Annotated in this window: 19 protein-coding genes and 2 tRNA genes; 15 read left to right on the top strand and 6 right to left on the bottom strand. The window is 53.6% G+C overall.

The genetic code is table 11. The annotated features are described in order from the left end of the window. Window positions 1-41: 41 nt before the first annotated feature. Window positions 42-1,013, bottom strand: a complete 972-nt coding sequence (gene ispB, locus SK53_RS14280; protein WP_003861833.1) for an octaprenyl diphosphate synthase — start codon at window positions 1,011-1,013, stop codon at window positions 42-44. A 257-nt stretch (window positions 1,014-1,270) separates the two neighbouring features. On the opposite strand from ispB, the gene rplU reads away from it, so the two are divergent. From rplU to cgtA, 4 genes are all read left to right on the top strand, one after another. Further along, a complete protein-coding gene (gene rplU, locus SK53_RS14275; RefSeq protein WP_003025032.1) occupies window positions 1,271-1,582 on the top strand; it encodes a 50S ribosomal protein L21 in 312 nt (103 codons plus the stop codon). Window positions 1,583-1,601: 19 nt separating this feature from the next. After that, window positions 1,602-1,859 (top strand): 50S ribosomal protein L27, encoded by a 258-nt coding sequence (gene rpmA / locus SK53_RS14270; RefSeq protein WP_003861831.1) that lies wholly within the window; start codon window positions 1,602-1,604, stop codon window positions 1,857-1,859. A 95-nt stretch (window positions 1,860-1,954) separates the two neighbouring features. Then, window positions 1,955-2,920, top strand: coding sequence for a DMT family transporter (locus SK53_RS14265; RefSeq protein ID WP_003861826.1), 966 nt, complete (start codon window positions 1,955-1,957; stop codon window positions 2,918-2,920). A 15-nt stretch (window positions 2,921-2,935) separates the two neighbouring features. Continuing rightward, window positions 2,936-4,111: an Obg family GTPase CgtA gene (gene cgtA, locus SK53_RS14260; RefSeq protein ID WP_003861823.1), complete on the top strand. Its 1,176-nt coding sequence runs from the start codon at window positions 2,936-2,938 to the stop codon at window positions 4,109-4,111. Window positions 4,112-4,144: 33 nt separating this feature from the next. On the opposite strand, the gene pmrB is transcribed toward cgtA, so the two are convergent. The 3 genes from pmrB to dacB are packed head-to-tail and all read right to left on the bottom strand — an operon-like array spanning window position 4,145 to window position 7,283. Next, window positions 4,145-5,188, bottom strand: a complete 1,044-nt coding sequence (gene pmrB / locus SK53_RS14255; protein ID WP_045343290.1) for a two-component system sensor histidine kinase PmrB — start codon at window positions 5,186-5,188, stop codon at window positions 4,145-4,147. Continuing rightward, complete coding sequence (gene pmrA / locus SK53_RS14250; protein ID WP_003861819.1) at window positions 5,185-5,847, bottom strand: two-component system response regulator PmrA; 663 nt, start codon at window positions 5,845-5,847, stop codon at window positions 5,185-5,187. The genes pmrB and pmrA overlap by 4 nt, the downstream gene beginning before the upstream one ends. A gap of 2 nt (window positions 5,848-5,849) precedes the next feature. Continuing rightward, window positions 5,850-7,283 carry a serine-type D-Ala-D-Ala carboxypeptidase gene (gene dacB, locus SK53_RS14245; protein WP_003861817.1) on the bottom strand — a complete coding sequence of 478 codons (1,434 nt, stop codon included), beginning with the start codon at window positions 7,281-7,283 and terminating at the stop codon, window positions 5,850-5,852. Window positions 7,284-7,511: 228 nt separating this feature from the next. Between dacB and greA the strand changes: the two genes are divergently transcribed. Continuing rightward, a complete protein-coding gene (gene greA, locus SK53_RS14240; protein WP_003861815.1) occupies window positions 7,512-7,988 on the top strand; it encodes a transcription elongation factor GreA in 477 nt (158 codons plus the stop codon). Window positions 7,989-8,139: 151 nt separating this feature from the next. On the opposite strand, the gene yhbY is transcribed toward greA, so the two are convergent. Further along, entirely contained in the window at window positions 8,140-8,433 is a 294-nt protein-coding gene (gene yhbY / locus SK53_RS14235) for a ribosome assembly RNA-binding protein YhbY (RefSeq protein WP_003861814.1), read from the bottom strand. A gap of 127 nt (window positions 8,434-8,560) precedes the next feature. On the opposite strand from yhbY, the gene rlmE reads away from it, so the two are divergent. The 6 genes from rlmE to SK53_RS14205 all read left to right on the top strand — a co-directional run bounded on the left by rlmE (window position 8,561) and on the right by SK53_RS14205 (window position 14,152). Next, a complete protein-coding gene (gene rlmE, locus SK53_RS14230; RefSeq protein ID WP_003861812.1) occupies window positions 8,561-9,187 on the top strand; it encodes a 23S rRNA (uridine(2552)-2'-O)-methyltransferase RlmE in 627 nt (208 codons plus the stop codon). 102 nt (window positions 9,188-9,289) lie between these two features. Then, the gene (ftsH, locus tag SK53_RS14225) at window positions 9,290-11,224 is read left to right on the top strand and encodes an ATP-dependent zinc metalloprotease FtsH (RefSeq protein ID WP_003861810.1); all 1,935 of its coding nucleotides are present in this window, start codon (window positions 9,290-9,292) and stop codon (window positions 11,222-11,224) included. Between the two features lie 98 nt (window positions 11,225-11,322). Further along, the gene (gene folP, locus SK53_RS14220) at window positions 11,323-12,171 is read left to right on the top strand and encodes a dihydropteroate synthase (protein ID WP_003861807.1); all 849 of its coding nucleotides are present in this window, start codon (window positions 11,323-11,325) and stop codon (window positions 12,169-12,171) included. Beyond that, a complete protein-coding gene (glmM, locus tag SK53_RS14215) occupies window positions 12,164-13,501 on the top strand; it encodes a phosphoglucosamine mutase (protein WP_003861804.1) in 1,338 nt (445 codons plus the stop codon). The genes folP and glmM overlap by 8 nt, the downstream gene beginning before the upstream one ends. A gap of 222 nt (window positions 13,502-13,723) precedes the next feature. After that, complete coding sequence (gene secG / locus SK53_RS14210) at window positions 13,724-14,056, top strand: preprotein translocase subunit SecG (protein WP_003861803.1); 333 nt, start codon at window positions 13,724-13,726, stop codon at window positions 14,054-14,056. 9 nt (window positions 14,057-14,065) lie between these two features. Then, window positions 14,066-14,152 (top strand) — tRNA-Leu (locus SK53_RS14205). Window positions 14,153-14,339: 187 nt separating this feature from the next. On the opposite strand, the gene argG is transcribed toward SK53_RS14205, so the two are convergent. Continuing rightward, on the bottom strand, window positions 14,340-15,686 hold the full coding sequence (gene argG / locus SK53_RS14200; RefSeq protein WP_022649518.1) for an argininosuccinate synthase: 1,347 nt from the start codon (window positions 15,684-15,686) through the stop codon (window positions 14,340-14,342). 286 nt (window positions 15,687-15,972) lie between these two features. Here argG and SK53_RS14195 point away from each other — a divergent pair. The 4 genes from SK53_RS14195 to infB all read left to right on the top strand — a co-directional run bounded on the left by SK53_RS14195 (window position 15,973) and on the right by infB (window position 20,952). Next, a tRNA-Met gene (locus SK53_RS14195) sits at window positions 15,973-16,049 on the top strand. A 207-nt stretch (window positions 16,050-16,256) separates the two neighbouring features. Continuing rightward, window positions 16,257-16,709: a ribosome maturation factor RimP gene (rimP, locus tag SK53_RS14190; protein ID WP_014833432.1), complete on the top strand. Its 453-nt coding sequence runs from the start codon at window positions 16,257-16,259 to the stop codon at window positions 16,707-16,709. A gap of 28 nt (window positions 16,710-16,737) precedes the next feature. After that, window positions 16,738-18,240, top strand: a complete 1,503-nt coding sequence (nusA, locus tag SK53_RS14185) for a transcription termination factor NusA (protein WP_003861798.1) — start codon at window positions 16,738-16,740, stop codon at window positions 18,238-18,240. Between the two features lie 24 nt (window positions 18,241-18,264). After that, entirely contained in the window at window positions 18,265-20,952 is a 2,688-nt protein-coding gene (gene infB / locus SK53_RS14180; RefSeq protein ID WP_003861796.1) for a translation initiation factor IF-2, read from the top strand. The last annotated feature ends 24 nt before the right edge of the window (window positions 20,953-20,976 follow it).

Here is a 20,976-nt window from a genome sequence, read left to right as displayed (position 1 = left end):
ACTGGAGTCTCCCTGCGTAGGGGCAGGGAGATGATGAGGGATTAACGGTCGCGCTGGACGGCGATGTGCGCGAGGCCGATTAGCGCATCACGCCATGGGCTGTCGGGAATGACCTGAATAGCGGCGATGGCTTTGTCCGCTTCTTCTTCAGCGCGCTGACGCGTCCATTCCAGGGAGCCGCAGATTGCCATTGTTTCCAGTACCGGTTCCAGAAGATGGCGTCCATTTCCCTGCTCGATAGCCTCCCGGATCATTTTCGCCTGCTCTGGTGTACCATTGCGCATCGCGTGGAGCAGCGGCAGCGTTGGCTTGCCTTCGTTCAGGTCATCGCCGACGTTTTTACCGAGCGTTTCGCCATCCGCGCTGTAGTCCAGCAAATCATCAATCAACTGGAACGCGGTGCCGAGGTAACGGCCATAGTCCTGAAGGCCTTTTTCCTCCGCTTCGCTACAGCCAGCCAGAATGCCAGAGCACTGCGCGGCGGCTTCGAACAGACGTGCGGTCTTGCTGTAAATCACCCGCATATAGTTTTCTTCGGTGATGTCCGGGTCGTTGACGTTCATCAGCTGTAGGACTTCACCTTCAGCGATAACGTTCACGGCTTCTGACATCACTTCCAGCACCTTCAGCGAGCCAAGGCTTGTCATCATCTGGAAGGCTCGGGTATAGATAAAATCGCCTACCAGAACGCTTGCCGCATTACCAAACGCGGCGTTGGCGGTGGCTTTGCCACGACGCATGTCTGATTCATCCACAACATCGTCGTGAAGAAGGGTGGCGGTGTGGATAAATTCGATCAGCGCCGCGATCGTGACATGGGCATTTCCCTGATAGCCAACCGCGCGTGCGGCCAGAATGGCAATCATCGGACGAATACGTTTACCGCCGCCGCTGACGATGTAATAGCCCAACTGATTGATCAGCTGAACGTCAGAGTTGAGTTGCTCCAGGATTGCTGCATTCACACCCGCCATATCTTGCGCGGTTAACTCATTGATTTTTTCTAAATTCATCGCAAAAGCCGGGCTTTTTATCCTGTTTATCCCACACGAGATGGGTACACAAAGGGTTTCGGTTTATAAATAGTATTGCTGATTGTACTGAAAAAACGGCTCAGATAAACGTTACCGTACGTGTTGTGTTTTTTTTCTTCATGTATTGATGGTAGCACTTGTCAAAGGCTCGCGTTTTGCGTAATATTCGCGCCCTATTGTGAATATTTATAGCGCACTCTGAATCATACGAGGATGTGCGCGGAAGCGGAGTTTATATGTACGCGGTTTTCCAAAGTGGTGGTAAACAACACCGAGTAAGCGAAGGTCAGACCGTTCGCCTGGAAAAGCTGGACATCGCAACTGGCGAATCTGTTGAGTTCGCTGAAGTTCTGATGATCGCAAACGGTGAAGAAGTCAAAATCGGCGTTCCTTTCGTTGATGGCGGCGTTATCAAAGCTGAAGTTGTTGCTCACGGTCGTGGCGAGAAAGTTAAAATCGTTAAGTTTCGTCGTCGTAAACACTATCGTAAGCAGCAGGGCCACCGTCAGTGGTTCACTGATGTGAAAATTACTGGCATCAGCGCCTAAGACCTGAGGAGAGATTTAAATGGCACATAAAAAGGCTGGCGGCTCCACACGTAACGGTCGCGATTCAGAAGCTAAACGCCTGGGCGTTAAGCGTTTCGGTGGCGAATCCGTTCTGGCGGGTAGCATCATCGTTCGTCAGCGTGGCACCAAGTTCCACGCGGGTACCAACGTAGGTTGCGGTCGTGACCACACTCTGTTTGCTAAAGCAGACGGTAAAGTGAAATTTGAAGTTAAAGGCCCGAACAACCGTAAATACATCAGCATCGTTGCTGAGTAAGGTTTTCTCGGTCCGGTAACGGATTAAAGCCCCGCAACGTGTTGCGGGGCTTTTTACATTGGAAACCCGGAAAATTTTCTGTAGGGAAAACGGGCATGAAGCAGCAGGCCGGCATTGGTATTCTTTTGGCGCTCACTACCGCAATGTGCTGGGGTGCGCTGCCAATTGCAATGAAGCAGGTACTGGAAGTCATGGAGCCACCGACGGTGGTGTTTTATCGCTTCCTGATGGCAAGCATAGGCCTGGGCGCCATTCTGGCCGTCAAAGGTAAGCTGCCACCGCTGCGCATCTTTCGAAAACCGCGTTGGCTGGTGTTACTGGCTATCGCGACGGGCGGTCTGTTCGGTAACTTCATTCTGTTCAGCTCTTCCCTGCAATATCTTAGCCCTACAGCGTCGCAGGTGATTGGTCAGCTTTCACCGGTCGGCATGATGGTCGCCAGCGTATTCATCCTCAAGGAGAAGATGCGCGGCACGCAGATCATCGGGGCAAGTATGCTGCTTTGCGGGCTGGTGATGTTCTTTAACACCAGCCTGATTGAGATTTTTACCCGCCTGACGGATTACACCTGGGGTGTCATTTTTGGGGTGGGCGCAGCAACGGTCTGGGTGAGTTATGGCGTCGCGCAAAAGGTGTTATTGCGCCGTCTTGCCTCACAGCAGATCCTCTTTTTGCTGTACACTTTGTGTACACTGGCATTATTGCCTTTAGCGAAGCCGGGTGTAATTACCCAGCTCAGCGACTGGCAACTGGCGTGCCTCATTTTTTGTGGGCTGAATACGCTGGTCGGTTATGGCGCGCTGGCTGAAGCCATGGCGCGCTGGCAGGCAGCACAGGTGAGCGCCTTAATCACGCTTACCCCGCTGTTTACGCTGTTATTTTCAGATTTGTTATCAATGGCCTGGCCCGATGTCTTCGTCAAGCCGATGCTCAACCTGTTGGGTTATCTCGGTGCGTTTGTCGTGGTTGCGGGCGCGATGTATTCCGCCATTGGTCATCGTCTCTGGGGGCGTTGGCGCAAAAATGAAGCGGTTGTAATAGTCCCCCGCTCAGGCGAATGAGTTACGGAGAGTAAAATGAAGTTTGTTGATGAAGCGACGATCCTGGTCGTGGCAGGTGATGGCGGTAACGGTTGTGTAAGCTTCCGCCGTGAAAAATATATTCCTCGTGGCGGTCCTGACGGCGGTGACGGTGGGGACGGTGGCGACGTGTGGCTGGAGGCGGATGAAAACCTCAACACGCTGATCGACTACCGTTTCGAAAAATCTTTCCGCGCCGAGCGTGGCCAGAACGGCCAGAGCCGCGACTGTACCGGTAAACGCGGTAAAGACGTGACGATCAAAGTGCCGGTGGGTACGCGTGTCATCGATCAGGGTACGGGCGAAACCATGGGTGATATGACCAAACACGGTCAGCGCCTGATGGTGGCGAAAGGCGGCTGGCACGGTCTGGGTAACAGCCGTTTCAAATCTTCCGTTAACCGTACCCCGCGTCAGAAAACCATGGGTACCCCGGGTGATAAGCGCGACCTGCAACTGGAACTGATGCTGCTGGCGGATGTGGGGATGCTGGGCATGCCAAACGCCGGTAAATCGACGTTTATCCGTGCGGTCTCTGCGGCGAAACCAAAAGTGGCAGATTATCCGTTTACGACGCTGGTACCGAGCCTGGGCGTTGTCCGTATGGATAACGAGAAGAGCTTCGTGGTCGCTGACATCCCGGGTCTGATTGAAGGGGCTGCAGAAGGCGCCGGTCTGGGTATTCGCTTCCTGAAGCACCTTGAGCGTTGCCGCGTACTGTTGCACCTCATCGACATCGATCCAATCGATGGTTCCGATCCGGTTGAAAACGCTCGTATCATTATCGGCGAGCTGGAGAAATACAGTGAAAAACTGGCGCAAAAACCGCGCTGGCTGGTATTCAACAAGATCGACCTGATGGACAAAGCGGAAGCTGAAGCGAAAGCTAAAGCGATTGCCGAAGCGATGGGTTGGGAAGATAAGTACTATCTGATCTCTGCCGCCAGCCAGGTTGGCGTGAAAGATCTCTGCTGGGATGTGATGACCTTTATCATCGAGAATCCGGTTGTTCAGGCAGAAGAGGCGAAACAGCCTGAAAAAGTCGAATTCATGTGGGATGACTACCACCGCCAGCAGCTCGAAGAGCTGGAAGCGGAAGAAGATGATGAAGACTGGGACGATGACTGGGATGAAGACGACGAAGAAGGCGTCGAGTTCATCTACAAGCACTAACCCCTGTATAAAGCCCCTTAACGGGGCTTTTTTTTATCCTATTTTCGTCGGTAACCAACAGCTGGCGATGAGGCCGCCCTCAGCGCCGTTCTCCAGCGTTAAATGACCATGATGGAGCTGTACGATACGCTGTACGATGCTCAGCCCAAGGCCGCTGCCGCCGTAGCGCTGGTCGAGACGTCGGAAAGGTTCGGTGATCGACTGGCGGTGCGCCTCATCAATACCCGGCCCCTGATCGGTAACGCTCACCCGGGTACCCCCCTCCGTCGCTGTTAATGCCACTTCAATGATTGTGCCTGCCGGGCTGTAACGGGCGGCATTCTCCAGAAGGTTCCTTAGCATCAGACGTAACAGGACGGCGTCCCCCTGTACCGTCAGCGTGCTGTGGGCCGGCCATATTACCGTATGCTCTTTGGCTTCATGCTCCAGGCTAAGCGGAGCAATGATCGACTCAGTCCAGTTCACGGTATCGTAATGGCCGCTGGCCATCGCCTGTCCGGCACGCGCCAGCATCAGCAGCTGTTCCACCGTGTGCATCAGCTGATCGATCCGGTTTATCAGTGGCGTGGCCTGCGGGGAACCGGACTGAGCCATCAGTTCCAGATGGAGCCTAATCCCCGCCAGCGGCGTACGTAACTCGTGTGCCGCATCGGCGGTAAACAGGCGTTCCTGTTGAATAGTGTGGTCCAGCCGGGCGAGGAGTTGGTTGAGGGACGTGGTTACTGCGCCTATCTCTTCCATATCAGAATACATCGGCAGGGGAGTCAGATTATCCGCCGAACGGTTCGCAAGGCTGGCGCGAAGTTTGTTGAGTGGTCGGGTGATCCATGTGACTGCCCAGAATGAGAAGAGCAGGGTAAAACCGACCATCACCAGTGAAGGGACCAGCAGGGAGGCAATGGCTTCGCGGATCTCTTTTTCGACATGGTTGTTGCGCGCTTTGGCGGACAGCGTTTCGTTCACCAGAAAACCGATTTGCTCGCGGCTCTCATGCCATAGCCAGACTACGCTAATGAGTTGAAAAAAAAGCAGAATAACCGCCAGCAACACCATTAATCGCCGGCGCATACTGTTCATTTCTGACTCTCCAGACGGTAACCCACGCCGCGTACGGTTTTGATGCGATCTTTACCGAGCTTGCGGCGCAGATTATGAATGTGAACTTCAAGCGTGTTTGATCCTGGATCGTCCTGCCAGGAGTAGATGTCCTGTTGCAGCGTTTCGCGGTGCACGGTCTGCCCGCTGCGCATGATCAGGCGCGTCAGCAGAGCGAACTCTTTTGGCGTCACTTCCACAGGCTGAGACTGGCGCAGCACCTGCTGAGTTTGCAGATTGAGGGTGATATCTCCGTCCGTCAGCAGGTTGTCGCTGTGGCCCTGATAGCGGCGGATCAACGCCCGCACGCGAGCCTGTAGCTCGGCAAGGGCGAAGGGTTTTACCAGATAATCGTCAGCGCCAGAATCAAGCCCGTTAATTCTGTCTTCAATGGCATCGCGGGCGGTGAGAATCAATACGGGATTCTCCACTCCGCGACGACGCCACTGGCAGAGCAGCGTCGCGCCGTCTTTATCCGGCAGTCCCAAATCCAGGATCACCAGGCTGTATTCACCGCTCTGGATCAGGGCATCTGCTTCAGCGGCCGTGGCGGCACAATCCAGGGCGTAGCCCTCATTGCCCAGCGCCAGCGCTAACCCTTCCTGCAATAACAGATCGTCTTCAACTATCAGTAGTTTCATCGCTAGTTATTCTGGTAGATGTCCTTATAGAGCCTGCTTTCGAAACGTACCAGTGGAATACGGCGATTGCGCTGGTCAGCCGGTTCGACGGCATAGCCGGAAAGATACTGCACAAATGCCATGCGTTGTCCGCTGGCGGTCGTGATGAAACCGGCAAGGTTGTAAACGCCTTGCAGGGAACCCGTTTTGGCTGAAACTTTGCCATCCACGCCCGCAGCGTGAAGGCCCGCGCGGTACTGAAGAGAGCCGTCGTGTCCGGCAAGCGGCAGCATCGTAATAAAGTTTAGCTCAGCGTCATGCTGAGCAATGTACTGCAACACCTGCATCATGGTGGCCGGCGAGATCAGGTTATGACGCGATAAACCGGAACCATCAACGGCGATCGTATTGCCCAGATCGATACCCGCCTGCTGGCGCAGGATCTGACGTACGGCATCAGAACCGGCCCGCCAGGTGCCCGGCACACCAAAGCGCGCGTGCCCGATCATGCGGAATACCGTGTCGGCAATCATGTTATCCGACTTTTTCAGCATAATCTTAAGCAAATCATGCAGTGGCGCGGACTGTTTGCTGGCAATCACCGTGCCTGGCTCATTCACCTGCGTCTGGCGCAGCAGCGTTCCGGTGTAGGTTATGCCCGCCTGCTTCAGTTCATCTTTAAAAATGGCACCGGCATAACCTGCGCCATCCTGAATGGCAAAGGCCAGCGGGAGTGGATCGGCCCGCTGGGTCAGGCAGCCGGTGAGCGTATAGCGGTTGAGATCGCCCGGTACCACGTCCAGCTCGCAATACTGTGCCTCCGGGGAGCCTTTCGCCAGCGTCCGCACCTGGCTGAACATCGTGACCGGGTAGTAAGACGCCACGCGGATAAACGCTAAGTCATTTGGTTTTGGCGCGCTGTAAAGCGATACGGAGAAGCAGTTACGGTCAACGATGGCGGCGGCTGGCGGGGCGCTAAAACACTGCGTCATGTCGTTCCATGGCCAGCCAGGCGCTTTATCGTGGCTGGCGAAAATGGAGGTGTCGATCAGCACGTTGCCATCAATTTTTGTTACGCCGGATTTTTTCAGTACCGCCACCATGTTGCGGACATCCTGGCGCTTAAAGGTGGGATCGCCACCAAAACGGGCGATAAGATCGCCTTTCAGTTCGCCACCCTCAACGTTACCTCTGGTTTCAAGGGTGGTAGTAAAACGGAAGTCAGGCCCGAGCTGGAGCAGAGCGGCGAGGGCGGTGATCACCTTCTGGGTACTGGCAGGCAGCGCCATCTGTTGACTGTGATAGTCAATCTCGGGAGCCTGCGCGCCAACCTTCTGCACCATCAGGGCAAGGTTCGCGCCGGCGGGCAGTTGATTAATGTACTCATCAACATTCGCGGCCTGAACGGTGAACGTTATACTGGTAGTCAATCCGATGATAAAACTGGAAAATCGCATAATCTCGCGCTAACAACCCGAAAACAAACCGTCATACTACGGTGCATGGCACTGTAAAGTAAACGATGACCCATAGTGAACTTCGCGGTAAAATGCGTATCAAATTGAAAAATTGCTGCTGACCTGGGGCGTTGCTCCCGGGTCGGTTTTCTTTTTGCTTCTGGCCTGTTCAGGTGGGCTGGAGCAGGGAACACTGCTCCCAACAGGAATGTTTAAGAGGTATAACAAATGCAAGCTATTCCGATGACCTTACGTGGTGCCGAAAAACTGCGCGAAGAGCTGGATTTTCTGAAATCCGTACGTCGCCCTGAAATCATCGCCGCTATCGCGGAAGCGCGTGAGCATGGCGACCTGAAAGAGAACGCTGAATACCACGCCGCGCGTGAGCAGCAGGGCTTCTGTGAAGGGCGCATTAAAGATATCGAGGCGAAACTGTCTAACGCGCAGGTTATTGATATCACCAAAATGCCGAATAATGGCCGTGTGATTTTTGGTTCAACCGTTACCGTGCTGAACCTGGACAACGACGAAGAGCAGACCTATCGCATCGTGGGTGATGATGAAGCGGACTTCAAACAGAACCTGATTTCGGTGAACTCGCCGATTGCTCGTGGCCTGATTGGCAAAGAGCAGGACGATGTGGTCACCATCCGCACCCCTGGTGGTGAAGTGGAATACGAAATTATTAAGGTTGAATATCTGTAATTCGCTTCTCTACTAAGATGTTGATACATTGTAAAGAAAAGAAAAAGGCCGCATAGCGGCCTTTTATCAACTCACGGAGCATGGCATTTTGCTCGCCTGCTGAAAGAAATCCCTCGTTTCACACAGAAAATGTGTTCGATTCAGGATATCCTTAACGTGGCAGCGAGATTTTGCGCTCTTTAGATGGGCGATAGAGCACCAGCGTTTTACCGATGACCTGTACATTACAGGCGCCGGTTTCGCGCACGATGGCTTCCACGATCAGGTTTTTAGTGTCTCTGTCTTCAGAGGCGATTTTCACCTTGATCAGCTCGTGGTGTTCCAGCGCTTGTTCAATCTCGGCAAGCACCCCTTCGGTCAAACCATTGTTGCCAAGCATCACTACAGGCTTGAGCGGATGTGCCAGACCTTTAAGGTGCTGTTTTTGTTTAGTACTCAGATTCATCGTATATTTTTGCTTACGTTGGGATTGAAAACGGTTCATTCTACCGCCATCTCCCTAATATCGCCAAATAGCTGCGTAGAAATTTACGTCACAGGCAAGCAACGATGAACCAGGACGGAAATGTTAAATGACAGGTAAAAAGCGTTCTGCCAGCTCCAGCCGCTGGCTTCAGGAACACTTTAGCGATAAATATGTTCAACAGGCGCAGAAAAAGGGGTTGCGTTCCCGCGCCTGGTTTAAACTTGATGAAATACAGCAAAGTGACAAACTTTTTAAACCGGGAATGACGGTGGTCGACCTCGGTGCGGCACCTGGCGGATGGTCCCAGTATGCGGTTACGCAGATCGGCGGAACGGGCCGAATCATCGCATGCGATCTTTTACCAATGGATCCCATCGTCGGTGTCGACTTCCTTCAGGGCGACTTTCGTGATGAATTAGTGCTGAAAGCATTACTTGATCGTGTAGGTGACAGTAAGGTCCAGGTTGTCATGTCGGATATGGCGCCAAATATGTGTGGAACACCGGCGGTGGATATCCCCCGCGCCATGTATCTGGTGGAACTAGCGTTAGAAATGTGTCGTGATGTACTAGCGCCTGGTGGTAGTTTTGTTGTGAAGGTGTTTCAGGGCGAAGGTTTCGAGGAGTATCTTAAGGAAATTCGCTCCCTGTTTGCGAAGGTCAAAGTTCGTAAGCCGGACTCTTCCCGGGCCCGTTCCCGTGAAGTGTATATTGTAGCGACCGGGCGAAAATGATAACCGGTAGATTTCAGGCGAAAGTTTGAATGAAACTGGATATAGAGTATCCTGACGCTGTTTTTAACACAGTTGTAATATGAGGTTAATCCCTTGAGTGACATGGCGAAAAACCTAATACTCTGGCTGGTCATTGCCGTTGTGCTGATGTCAGTATTCCAGAGCTTTGGGCCCAGCGAGTCGAATGGCCGCAAGGTGGATTATTCTACCTTCCTGCAAGAGGTCAATCAGGACCAGGTTCGCGAAGCGCGTATCAACGGACGTGAGATCAACGTTACCAAGAAAGATAGTAACCGTTACACGACTTACATCCCGGTGAACGATCCTAAGCTGCTTGATAACCTTCTGACCAAAAACGTCAAAGTGGTAGGCGAGCCGCCGGAAGAACCAAGCCTGCTGGCTTCTATCTTCATTTCCTGGTTCCCGATGCTGCTTCTTATCGGCGTCTGGATCTTCTTTATGCGCCAGATGCAGGGCGGTGGTGGCAAAGGTGCCATGTCGTTCGGTAAGAGCAAGGCGCGTATGCTGACGGAAGACCAGATCAAGACCACGTTTGCTGACGTAGCAGGTTGTGACGAAGCAAAAGAAGAGGTGGGTGAACTGGTTGAATACCTACGCGAGCCGAGCCGTTTCCAGAAACTGGGCGGTAAGATCCCGAAAGGCGTCCTGATGGTCGGCCCTCCGGGTACCGGTAAAACCCTGCTGGCAAAAGCCATCGCGGGTGAAGCGAAGGTGCCGTTCTTTACTATTTCAGGTTCTGACTTCGTTGAAATGTTCGTGGGTGTCGGTGCATCTCGTGTGCGTGACATGTTCGAGCAGGCTAAGAAGGCAGCACCGTGCATCATCTTCATCGATGAAATCGACGCCGTAGGCCGCCAGCGTGGCGCAGGCCTGGGTGGTGGTCACGATGAACGTGAGCAGACGCTGAACCAGATGCTGGTTGAGATGGACGGCTTCGAAGGTAACGAAGGTATCATCGTTATCGCGGCAACTAACCGTCCGGACGTACTTGACCCTGCGCTGCTGCGTCCAGGCCGTTTCGACCGCCAGGTTGTGGTCGGTCTGCCGGATGTTCGCGGTCGTGAACAGATTCTGAAAGTGCATATGCGTCGCGTACCGCTGGCGCCAGATATCGACGCGGCAATCATCGCGCGTGGTACTCCAGGCTTCTCCGGTGCGGATCTGGCTAACCTGGTCAACGAAGCAGCCCTGTTTGCCGCTCGCGGTAACAAGCGCGTGGTGTCCATGGTGGAATTTGAGAAAGCGAAAGACAAAATCATGATGGGTGCGGAACGTCGCTCCATGGTGATGACGGAAGCGCAGAAAGAGTCCACGGCATATCACGAAGCGGGCCACGCGATTATCGGTCGTCTGGTGCCGGAACACGATCCGGTACACAAGGTGACGATTATTCCGCGCGGTCGTGCGCTGGGGGTGACCTTCTTCCTGCCTGAAGGCGACGCGATCAGCGCCAGCCGTCAGAAGCTGGAAAGCCAGATTTCAACCCTGTACGGCGGTCGTCTGGCAGAAGAGATCATCTACGGTGCGGAACATGTTTCCACCGGTGCGTCGAACGATATTAAAGTGGCGACAAACCTGGCGCGTAACATGGTGACCCAGTGGGGCTTCTCCGACAAACTCGGTCCGCTGCTGTATGCAGAGGAAGAGGGCGAGGTGTTCCTGGGCCGTTCCGTGGCAAAAGCGAAACATATGTCCGATGAAACGGCACGTATCATCGACCAGGAAGTGAAAGCGCTGATTGAACGTAACTACGCTCGCGCCCGTCAGATCCTGAACGACAATATGGACATCCTGCATTCGATGAAAGATGCGCTCATGAAATATGAGACCATCGATGCACCACAGATTGACGACCTGATGGCGCGCCGCGAAGTGCGTCCGCCGGCAGGCTGGGAAGACCCAGGCGCGTCTAACAATTCTGACAACAATGGCACCCCGCGTGCGCCGCGTCCGGTCGATGAACCGCGTACGCCAAACCCGGGCAACACCATGTCAGAGCAGTTAGGCGACAAGTAAGTCACTGCTGTTGAAGCGTTTGTCTGTATCTCAAACCCTGGAGCTTGCTCCGGGGTTTTTCTTATCTGTTTAACCACATTAATCCCAGGGACTTCACCATGAAACTATTCGCCCAGGACTCGCATCTCGACCTTTCACATCCCCATGTGATGGGGATCCTGAATGTCACGCCTGATTCCTTCTCTGACGGCGGCACGCATAATTCGCTTATCGACGCGGTTAAACACGCGAATTTAATGATTAACGCGGGTGCCACCATCATTGACGTTGGAGGGGAGTCAACGCGGCCTGGCGCGGCGGAGGTTTCGGTGGAAGAAGAGCTGGCGCGCGTGGTGCCGGTGGTGGAGGCTATCGCCCGGCGCTTTGAAGTGTGGATCTCTGTTGATACCTCCAAACCCGAAGTGATCCGTGAAGTGGCGAGAGTGGGCGCTCACATTATCAATGATATCCGCTCGCTGACCGAGCCGGGCGCGATTGAAGCCGCCGCAGAAACCGGGCTACCGGTGTGTCTGATGCATATGCAGGGCCAGCCTAAGACAATGCAGGAGGCGCCAAAATATGAAGACGTGTTTGCCGACGTCACCCGCTTCTTTATTGAGCATATCGAACGCTGTGAACGTGCGGGTATCGCAAAAGAGAAATTGCTGCTCGACCCGGGCTTCGGTTTCGGTAAAAATCTCTCACACAATTACGCGTTGCTTGCGCGCTTATCAGAGTTTCATCAGTTCGGCCTGCCACTGCTGGTGGGAATGTCGAGAAAATCGATGATTGGTCAGTTGTTGAATGTCGGGCCGAGCGAACGTCTGAGCGGCAGTCTGGCCTGCGCGGTGATTGCCGCGATGCAAGGTGCACACATCATTCGCGTCCATGACGTAAAAGAAACAGTAGAAGCCATGCGTGTGGTGGAAGCCACACTGGCAGCGAAGGAAAACAAACGCTATGAGTAATCGTAAATATTTTGGTACCGATGGCATCCGTGGGCGCGTAGGCGATGCGCCAATTACCCCTGACTTTGTCCTGAAGCTGGGCTGGGCAGCGGGGAAAGTGCTGGCGCGTCATGGCTCCCGTAAGATCATTATTGGTAAAGATACCCGTATTTCGGGTTATATGCTGGAATCCGCGCTGGAAGCCGGGCTGGCGGCGGCGGGGCTTTCAGCTTCCTTTACGGGGCCAATGCCGACTCCTGCTGTTGCCTATCTGACCCGCACCTTCCGTGCGGAAGCGGGCATCGTCATTTCCGCTTCCCATAACCCGTTCTATGACAACGGTATCAAATTCTTCTCCATCGACGGCACTAAACTGCCGGATGACGTGGAAGAGGCGATTGAAGCGGAAATGGAAAAAGAGATCACCTGTGTTGACTCCGCTGAGCTGGGTAAAGCCAACCGTATTGTCGATGCCGCAGGCCGCTACATTGAATTCTGCAAAGGCACTTTCCCGAATGAACTGAGCCTGGCACACCTCAAAATTGTGGTGGACTGTGCAAACGGTGCGACTTACCACATTGCGCCGAATGTGTTCCGCGAGCTGGGTGCGAAAGTGATCACTATCGGCTGCGAGCCGGACGGTCTGAACATCAACGAAGAAGTTGGCGCGACAGACGTGCGTGCCTTGCAAGCGCGTGTCCTGGCTGAAAAGGCCGATCTGGGTATTGCCCTGGATGGCGATGGTGACCGTGTGATCATGGTTGATCACGAAGGTAACAAGGTCGATGGCGATCAGATCCTCTACATCATTGCGCGTGAAGGCCTGCGTCAGGGGCAACTGCGCGGTGGCGCGGTGGGCACTTTGATGAGCAATATGGGACTGGAACTGGCGCTGAAACAGCTGGGCATCCCGTTTGTTCGTGCGAAAGTGGGTGACCGCTACGTGCTGGAAAAACTCCAGGAGAAAGGCTGGCGTATTGGCGCGGAAAACTCCGGCCACGTGATCCTGCTCGATAAAACCACCACCGGTGACGGCATTGTGGCGGCGCTTCAGGTTGTTGCCGCGATGGCGCGTAACCATATGAGCCTGCACGATCTGTGCAGCGGCATGAAAATGTTCCCGCAGATCCTGGTCAACGTGCGTTTCACCGCGGGTAAAGGTGACCCGCTGGAAAATGATAACGTGAAAGCGGTGATGGCAGAGGTGGAAGCGACGCTTGGCAGCCGTGGGCGCGTCCTGCTGCGTAAGTCGGGTACCGAGCCGCTGATCCGCGTGATGGTGGAAGGCGAAGACGAAGCGCAGGTGACTGAATTTGCGCACCGCATTGCGGATGCAGTCAAAGCTGCATAATCTTTCAGAATAAGTGTTTAAAAAGGCGGCGTTTGCCGCCTTTGTTTTAAACAATTAATGGCTTTTTGCTGTTTTTTTCCGCAGTTGATACAATGCCTCGAAAATGCCCTTGCGAAGGTGATTCGCTTTGGTTAGTATTCACACCCGCTTCAGTGGGAAACAAAATCCTGCTAATTGGTCGAAGCATTGGTATGCGGCAAATCCGCAAGGAACAGGTTGATTATGTACGAAGCTCTTTTAGTTATTTTCCTTATTGTAGCCATCGCTCTCGTAGCGCTGATTATGCTACAGCAAGGTAAAGGCGCTGATATGGGAGCCTCCTTCGGAGCAGGCGCTTCTGGTACGCTGTTCGGTTCAAGTGGTTCTGCGAACTTCATGACCCGCACGACGGCGATTCTGGCTACGCTGTTCTTCATTATCAGTCTGGTGCTGGGCAATATCAACAGCAACAAGACCAGTAAAGGAAGCGAGTGGGAAAACCTGAGCGCGCCAGCAAAAACTGAGCAAACTCAGCCAGCTGCACCGGCTAAGCCAACCAGCGATATCCCGCAGTAAGTATTCCGTACCGAGGTGGTGGAATTGGTAGACACGCTACCTTGAGGTGGTAGTGCCCTAACGGGCTTGTGGGTTCGAGTCCCATCCTCGGTACCAATATTCCAGAAGAAAGACGTCGCAAGACGTCTTTTTTTTCGTCTCTATATTCTGTGTTTCCGATCTATTGTAGGGCGGGTAAGCGCAGCGCCACCCGCCGTTTTGCCCGGTGGCGCTGCGCTTACCGGGCCTACGAAGACCACAAAAAAGGCGCCCATTGGGCGCCTTTTGCATGTCTTGCTGTCGATTACTTCTTATCGCTGTGTTCCAGGTTCTCAACCTGCGGCAGACCATTACCGGAATTCGCGGAGAGCAGGCCATTCTCAACATAGTTGAACAGCTTCTCACGGGTATCGGTGATGTCCAGGTTACGCATGGTCAGCTGGCCAATACGATCGTCCGGAGAGAATACTGACTCACCTTTCTCCATGGTCAGACGCTCTGCTTTATAGGTCAGGTTGTCAGACACGGTGTTCAGGATGGAGTAGTCGTTACCGCGACGCAGTTCCAGGGTCACTTCGCCGGTGATGGCGCTTGCCACCCAACGTTGCAGGGCGTCACGCAGCATCAGCGCCTGTGGATCAAACCAGCGACCCTGATACAGCAGTTTGCCCAGCTGACGGCCATGAGCGTGATACTGCTCAATGGTGTCTTCGTTGTGAATACCGGTCAGCAGACGCTCATAAGCGATGTGCAGCAGCGCCATCCCTGGAGCTTCGTAAATGCCGCGGCTTTTTGCTTCGATGATACGGTTTTCGATCTGATCGCTCATACCCAGCCCGTGACGACCGCCGATGCGGTTTGCTTCCAGCATCAGTTCAACATCGTCGGAGAACGTTTTACCGTTCAGGGCAACCGGATGACCACGTTCGAAACGCACGGTCACTTCTTCCGCCGGGATCTTAACGTTCTCATCCCAGAACTTCACGCCCATGATCGGGTTAACAATTTTTACGCTGGAATTCAGGAATTCCAGGTCTTTCGCTTCATGCGTCGCACCCAGCATGTTGGAGTCGGTTGAGTAGGCTTTCTCAACCGACATCTTGTAGTCAAAGCCGCAGGCAATCATAAACTCAGACATTTCATGGCGGCCACCCAGCTCGTCGATGAAGTCGGTATCCAGCCACGGTTTGTAGATCTGCAACTCGGCGTTGGTCAGCAGGCCATAACGATAGAAACGTTCAATATCGTTGCCTTTATAGGTGCTACCGTCCCCCCAGATGTTCACGCCATCTTCTTTCATGGCGGCGACCAGCATAGTGCCGGTGACGGCACGACCCAGCGGGGTGGTATTGAAATAGGTCAGGCCGCCGGTAGTGTTATGGAAAGCACCGCACTGGATCGCGGCAATCCCTTCGGCGACCAGCTGCTTACGGCAGTCGATCAGACGTGCGTTCTCTGCGCCATATTCCATGGCACGACGAGGGATCGCGTCATAATCTTCCTCGTCCGGCTGACCCAGGTTCGCAGTATATGCATAAGGAACCGCTCCCTTCTGGCGCATCCACAGCAGTGCAGCGCTGGTATCCAGGCCGCCAGAAAAAGCGATGCCAATACGTTGTCCTACCGGGAGATGCTTGAGAATCGTCGTCATATAATAAAACCCTGCTTGATTGACTGATTAGAGACCGCTTTCGCTCTCGATGCATGTTTATGCAAAATAAGTGAGTATTCATTTAATCATCTTTTATCGACGACCGAAAGAGACGTGTGCGTTTTTTGTAAAAATTTCCCTTTTATTGCCCTGGCCGAAGTTGGGTTGACAGGTGGGGTCAACTATCAATATACTGAATGCCGATTTTACGTCCCGTCTTCGGTACCAAATCCCAGCATTATTTGCAAATTCTGTCCAAAACGCGTAGAATTTGCCACGTTTCAGGCGCGGGGTGGAGCAGCCTGGTAGCTCGTCGGGCTCATAACCCGAAGGTCGTCGGTTCAAATCCGGCCCCCGCAACCACTTTCCCATAAAGTTCTTTTTCAAATATACTGTGAAGACTTAGAGCCTTCGTAGCTGGATTTGAAAAAATGCTTTCGGAGAGTGCTCCAGGCCACAGTTGTGGCTATAGGGTTCAGTTATCTAAAGCCCCGATTTATCGGGGTTTTTTGTTATCTGACTACAGAATAACTGGGCTTTACGCCCTTTTTTTATGTCTTGGGGGTGGGCTTGTCCACATTAGAGCAAAAATTAACAGAGATGATTACTGCGCCGGTCGAAGCACTGGGCTACGAACTGGTCGGCATCGAATTCGTTCGCGGCCGTACATCCACACTGCGCATCTATATTGATAGTGAAGATGGCATCAATGTTGATGATTGTGCTGATGTCAGCCACCAGGTGAGTGCGGTTCTTGATGTTGAAGATCCGATTACCGTTGCGTACAACCTGGAAGTTTCCTCACCTGGCCTCGATCGTCCGATGTTCACGGCCGAGCACTACGTGCGCTTTACCGGTGAAGAAGTGGCTCTCGTTCTGCGTATGGCCGTACAGAATCGCCGTAAATGGCAGGGAATTATTAAAGCCGTTGATGGTGAAATGATCACGGTGACAGTCGAAGGCAAAGATGAAGTGTTCGCGCTGAGTAATATCCAGAAGGCGAACCTGGTTCCCCACTTTTAACAGTCTGGATTGAGGTGAAAAGCCCGCGATGAACAAAGAAATTTTGGCTGTTGTTGAAGCCGTCTCCAACGAGAAATCACTGCCGCGTGAGAAGATTTTCGAAGCGCTGGAAAGTGCACTGGCTACAGCAACCAAGAAAAAATACGAACAAGAGATCGATGTTCGCGTAGAAATCGATCGTAAAAGCGGTGACTTCGATACATTCCGTCGTTGGGTAATCGTTGAAGAAGTGACCCAACCGACCAAAGAGATCACCCTGGAAGCGGCACGTTTTGAAGACGAAAGTCTGAACGTGGGTGACTACGTTGAAGATCAGATTGAATCTGTTACCTTCGACCGTATCACCACCCAGACCGCGAAGCAGGTTATCGTGCAGAAAGTTCGCGAAGCCGAGCGCGCGCTGGTTGTCGATCAGTTCCGCGATCAGGAAGGCGAAATCATCACTGGCGTGGTGAAGAAAGTGAACCGCGACAACATCTCTCTGGAGATCAAATCCGAAGGGCTGCCGGGTAACGCTGAAGCCGTGATCCTGCGTGAAGACATGCTGCCGCGTGAAAACTTCCGCCCAGGCGACCGTATTCGTGGTGTGCTGTATGCCGTACGTCCTGAAGCGCGTGGTGCACAGCTGTTCGTGACGCGTTCTAAACCAGAAATGCTGGTTGAACTGTTCCGTATCGAAGTGCCGGAAATCGGCGAAGAAGTTATCGAAATCAAAGCGGCGGCCCGCGATCCGGGTTCCCGTGCGAAAATTGCGGTGAAAACCAACGACAAGCGTATCGACCCGGTCGGTGCTTGCGTCGGTATGCGTGGCGCACGTGTTCAGGCGGTTTCTACCGAACTGGGCGGCGAGCGCATTGATATCGTTCTGTGGGACGACAACCCGGCGCAGTTCGTGATCAACGCAATGGCACCGGCTGATGTGGCGTCTATCGTTGTTGACGAAGACAAACACACCATGGATATCGCTGTAGAAGCGGGCAACCTGGCGCAGGCGATTGGCCGTAACGGTCAGAACGTACGTCTGGCGTCACAGCTGAGCGGCTGGGAACTCAACGTGATGACCGTTGATGACCTTCAGGCCAAGCATCAGGCTGAAGCCCACGCGGCGATCGATACCTTCACCAAATACCTGGACATTGACGAAGACTTCGCCACTGTGCTGGTTGAAGAAGGTTTCTCTACGCTGGAAGAACTGGCCTACGTGCCAATGAAAGAGCTGCTGGAAATTGACGGTCTGGATGAACCAACCGTTGAAGCCCTGCGTGAACGCGCTAAAAACGCACTGACCACCCTGGCGCTGGCTCAGGAAGAAAGCCTTGGCGATAAGAAGCCGGCTGATGACCTGCTGAATCTGGAAGGTCTTGATCGTGCGATTGCGTTCAAGCTGGCTGCCCGTGGTGTTTGTACGCTGGAAGATCTCGCTGAGCAAGGCGTTGATGACCTGGCCGATATCGAAGGTTTAACCGACGAGAAAGCCGGCGAACTCATCATGGCCGCACGTAATATTTGCTGGTTCGGCGACGAAGCGTAATAAACTGTAGCAGGAAGGAACAGCATGACTGATGTAACTGTAAAATCGCTGGCTGCTGAGATTCAGACCTCCGTGGACCGCCTGGTACAGCAATTTGCTGATGCAGGGATCCCGAAGTCCGCTGATGACTCGGTGACCGCGCAAGAAAAACAAACCTTGTTAGCGCACCTGAACCGTGAACACGGCTCTACGCCTGACAAGTTAACGCTACAGCGTAAAACGCGTAGCACGTTGAACATCCCTGGTACCGGTGGCAAAAGCAAGTCGGTACAAATTGAAGTCCGCAAGACGCGCACCTTTGTAAAACGTGATCCGCAAGAGGCAGAACGCCTTGCCGCGGAAGAGCAGGCACAGCGTGAAGCGGAAGAACAAGCTCAGCGTGAGGCAGAAGCCACTGCCAAACGTGAAGCAGAATTAAAAGCTGAACGTGAGGCCGCAGAAAAAGCGAAACGCGACGCCGGTGAAAAAGCGAAGCGTGACGCTGCGGAAAAAGACAAAGTGAGCAATCAACAGACCGACGAAATGACCAAAACTGCCCAGGCTGAAAAAGCCCGCCGTGAAAATGAAGCTGCCGAGCTGAAGCGTAAAGCGGAAGAAGAAGCCCGCCGCAAGCTTGAAGAAGAAGCTCGCCGCGTCGCCGAAGAAGCGCGTCGCATGGCAGAAGAAAACGAGAAGAATGGTGTGAATACCGCTGAACCAACTGAAGATACCAGCGATTATCACGTCACCACGTCTCAGCATGCGCGTCAGGCAGAAGACGACAACGACCGCGAAGTAGAAGGTGGTCGTGGTCGTACTCGCAGTGCAAAAGCTGCGCGTCCTGCGAAAAAAGGTAACAAACACGCTGAATCAAAAGCTGACCGTGAAGAAGCGCGTGCAGCGGTTCGCGGCGGTAAAGGTGGTAAGCGTAAAGGTTCCGCTCTCCAGCAGGGCTTCCAGAAGCCTGCTCAGGCCGTTAACCGTGACGTTGTGATCGGCGAAACCATCACCGTTGGCGAACTGGCTAACAAGATGGCGGTGAAAGGCTCTCAGGTCATCAAAGCGATGATGAAACTGGGCGCAATGGCCACCATCAACCAGGTCATCGACCAGGAAACCGCACAGCTGGTTGCCGAAGAGATGGGCCACAAAGTTATCCTGCGTCGTGAAAACGAGCTGGAAGAAGCAGTAATGAGCGACCGTGATACGGGCGCAGCGGCTGAACCGCGCGCACCGGTTGTGACCATCATGGGCCACGTTGACCACGGTAAAACCTCTCTGCTTGACTACATTCGTTCTACTAAGGTTGCCTCCGGCGAAGCGGGTGGTATTACCCAGCACATCGGTGCTTACCACGTAGAAACCGAAAACGGCATGATCACCTTCCTGGATACCCCAGGCCACGCAGCGTTTACCTCAATGCGTGCTCGTGGTGCTCAGGCAACGGATATCGTTGTTCTGGTTGTTGCTGCCGACGATGGCGTGATGCCACAGACCATTGAAGCTATCCAGCACGCGAAAGCGGCGCAGGTGCCTCTGGTTGTTGCAGTCAACAAAATCGATAAGCCAGAAGCCGATATGGATCGCGTGAAGAACGAACTGTCCCAGTACGGCGTTATGCCGGAAGAGTGGGGCGGTGAAGCACAGTTCATCCCTGTATCTGCAAAAGCGGGTACCGGTATCGACGACCTGCTGAACGCCATCCTGCTTCAGGCTGAAGTTCTGGAGCTGAAAGCGGTTCGTAAAGGTATGGCGAGCGGCGCGGTAATCGAATCCTTCCTGGATAAAGGTCGTGGTCCGGTTGCAACCGTTCTGGTTCGCGAAGGTACTCTGCACAAGGGCGACATCGTTCTGTGTGGTTTCGAATACGGTCGCGTTCGCGCGATGCGTAACGAACTGGGTCAGGAAGTGCTGGAAGCGGGTCCGTCCATTCCAGTGGAAATCCTGGGGCTGTCCGGTGTTCCGGCTGCCGGTGACGAAGTAACCGTCGTACGTGACGAGAAGAAAGCGCGTGAAGTCGCTCTGTATCGTCAGGGTAAATTCCGTGAAGTGAAGCTGGCTCGTCAGCAGAAATCTAAACTCGAGAATATGTTCGCCAACATGACCGAAGGCGAAGTTCACGAAGTGAACGTTGTTCTGAAAGCGGACGTTCAGGGTTCTGTGGAAGCGATCTCCGACTCCTTGCTGAAACTGTCTACCGACGAAGTGAAAGTGAAGATCATCGGTTCTGGCGTAGGTGGTATCACCGAAACCGACGCAACTCTGGCAGCAGCGTCAAACGCGATCCTGGTTGGCTTCAACGTTCGTGCTGACGCATCTGCGCGTAAAGTGATTGATGCTGAAAGCCTGGATCTGCGTTACTACTCCGTCATCTATAACCTGATTGACGAAGTGAAAGCAGCGATGAGCGGCATGCTGTCTCCTGAGCTGAAACAGCAGATCATCGGTCTGGCTGAAGTACGTGACGTGTTCAAATCACCGAAATTCGGTGCGATCGCGGGCTGTATGGTTACCGAAGGGACCATCAAGCGTCACAACCCAATCCGCGTGCTGCGTGACAACGTGGTTATCTACGAAGGTGAGCTGGAATCCCTGCGCCGCTTCAAAGATGACGTTAACGAAGTCCGTAACGGCATGGAATGTGGTATCGGCGTGAAGAACTACAACGACGTTCGCGTTGGCGATATGATCGAAGTGTTCGAGATCATCGAAATTCAGCGTACCATCGCGTAATCTTCGTCAACAGAAGATTAATGA

This window comes from Enterobacter sp. MGH119 (genome assembly GCF_001037675.1).
Classification (GTDB): Bacteria; Pseudomonadota; Gammaproteobacteria; order Enterobacterales; family Enterobacteriaceae; genus Enterobacter; species Enterobacter hormaechei_C.
Note: the sequence above shows the minus strand (reverse complement) of the source record. Positions and strands in the feature narration are given on the sequence as shown.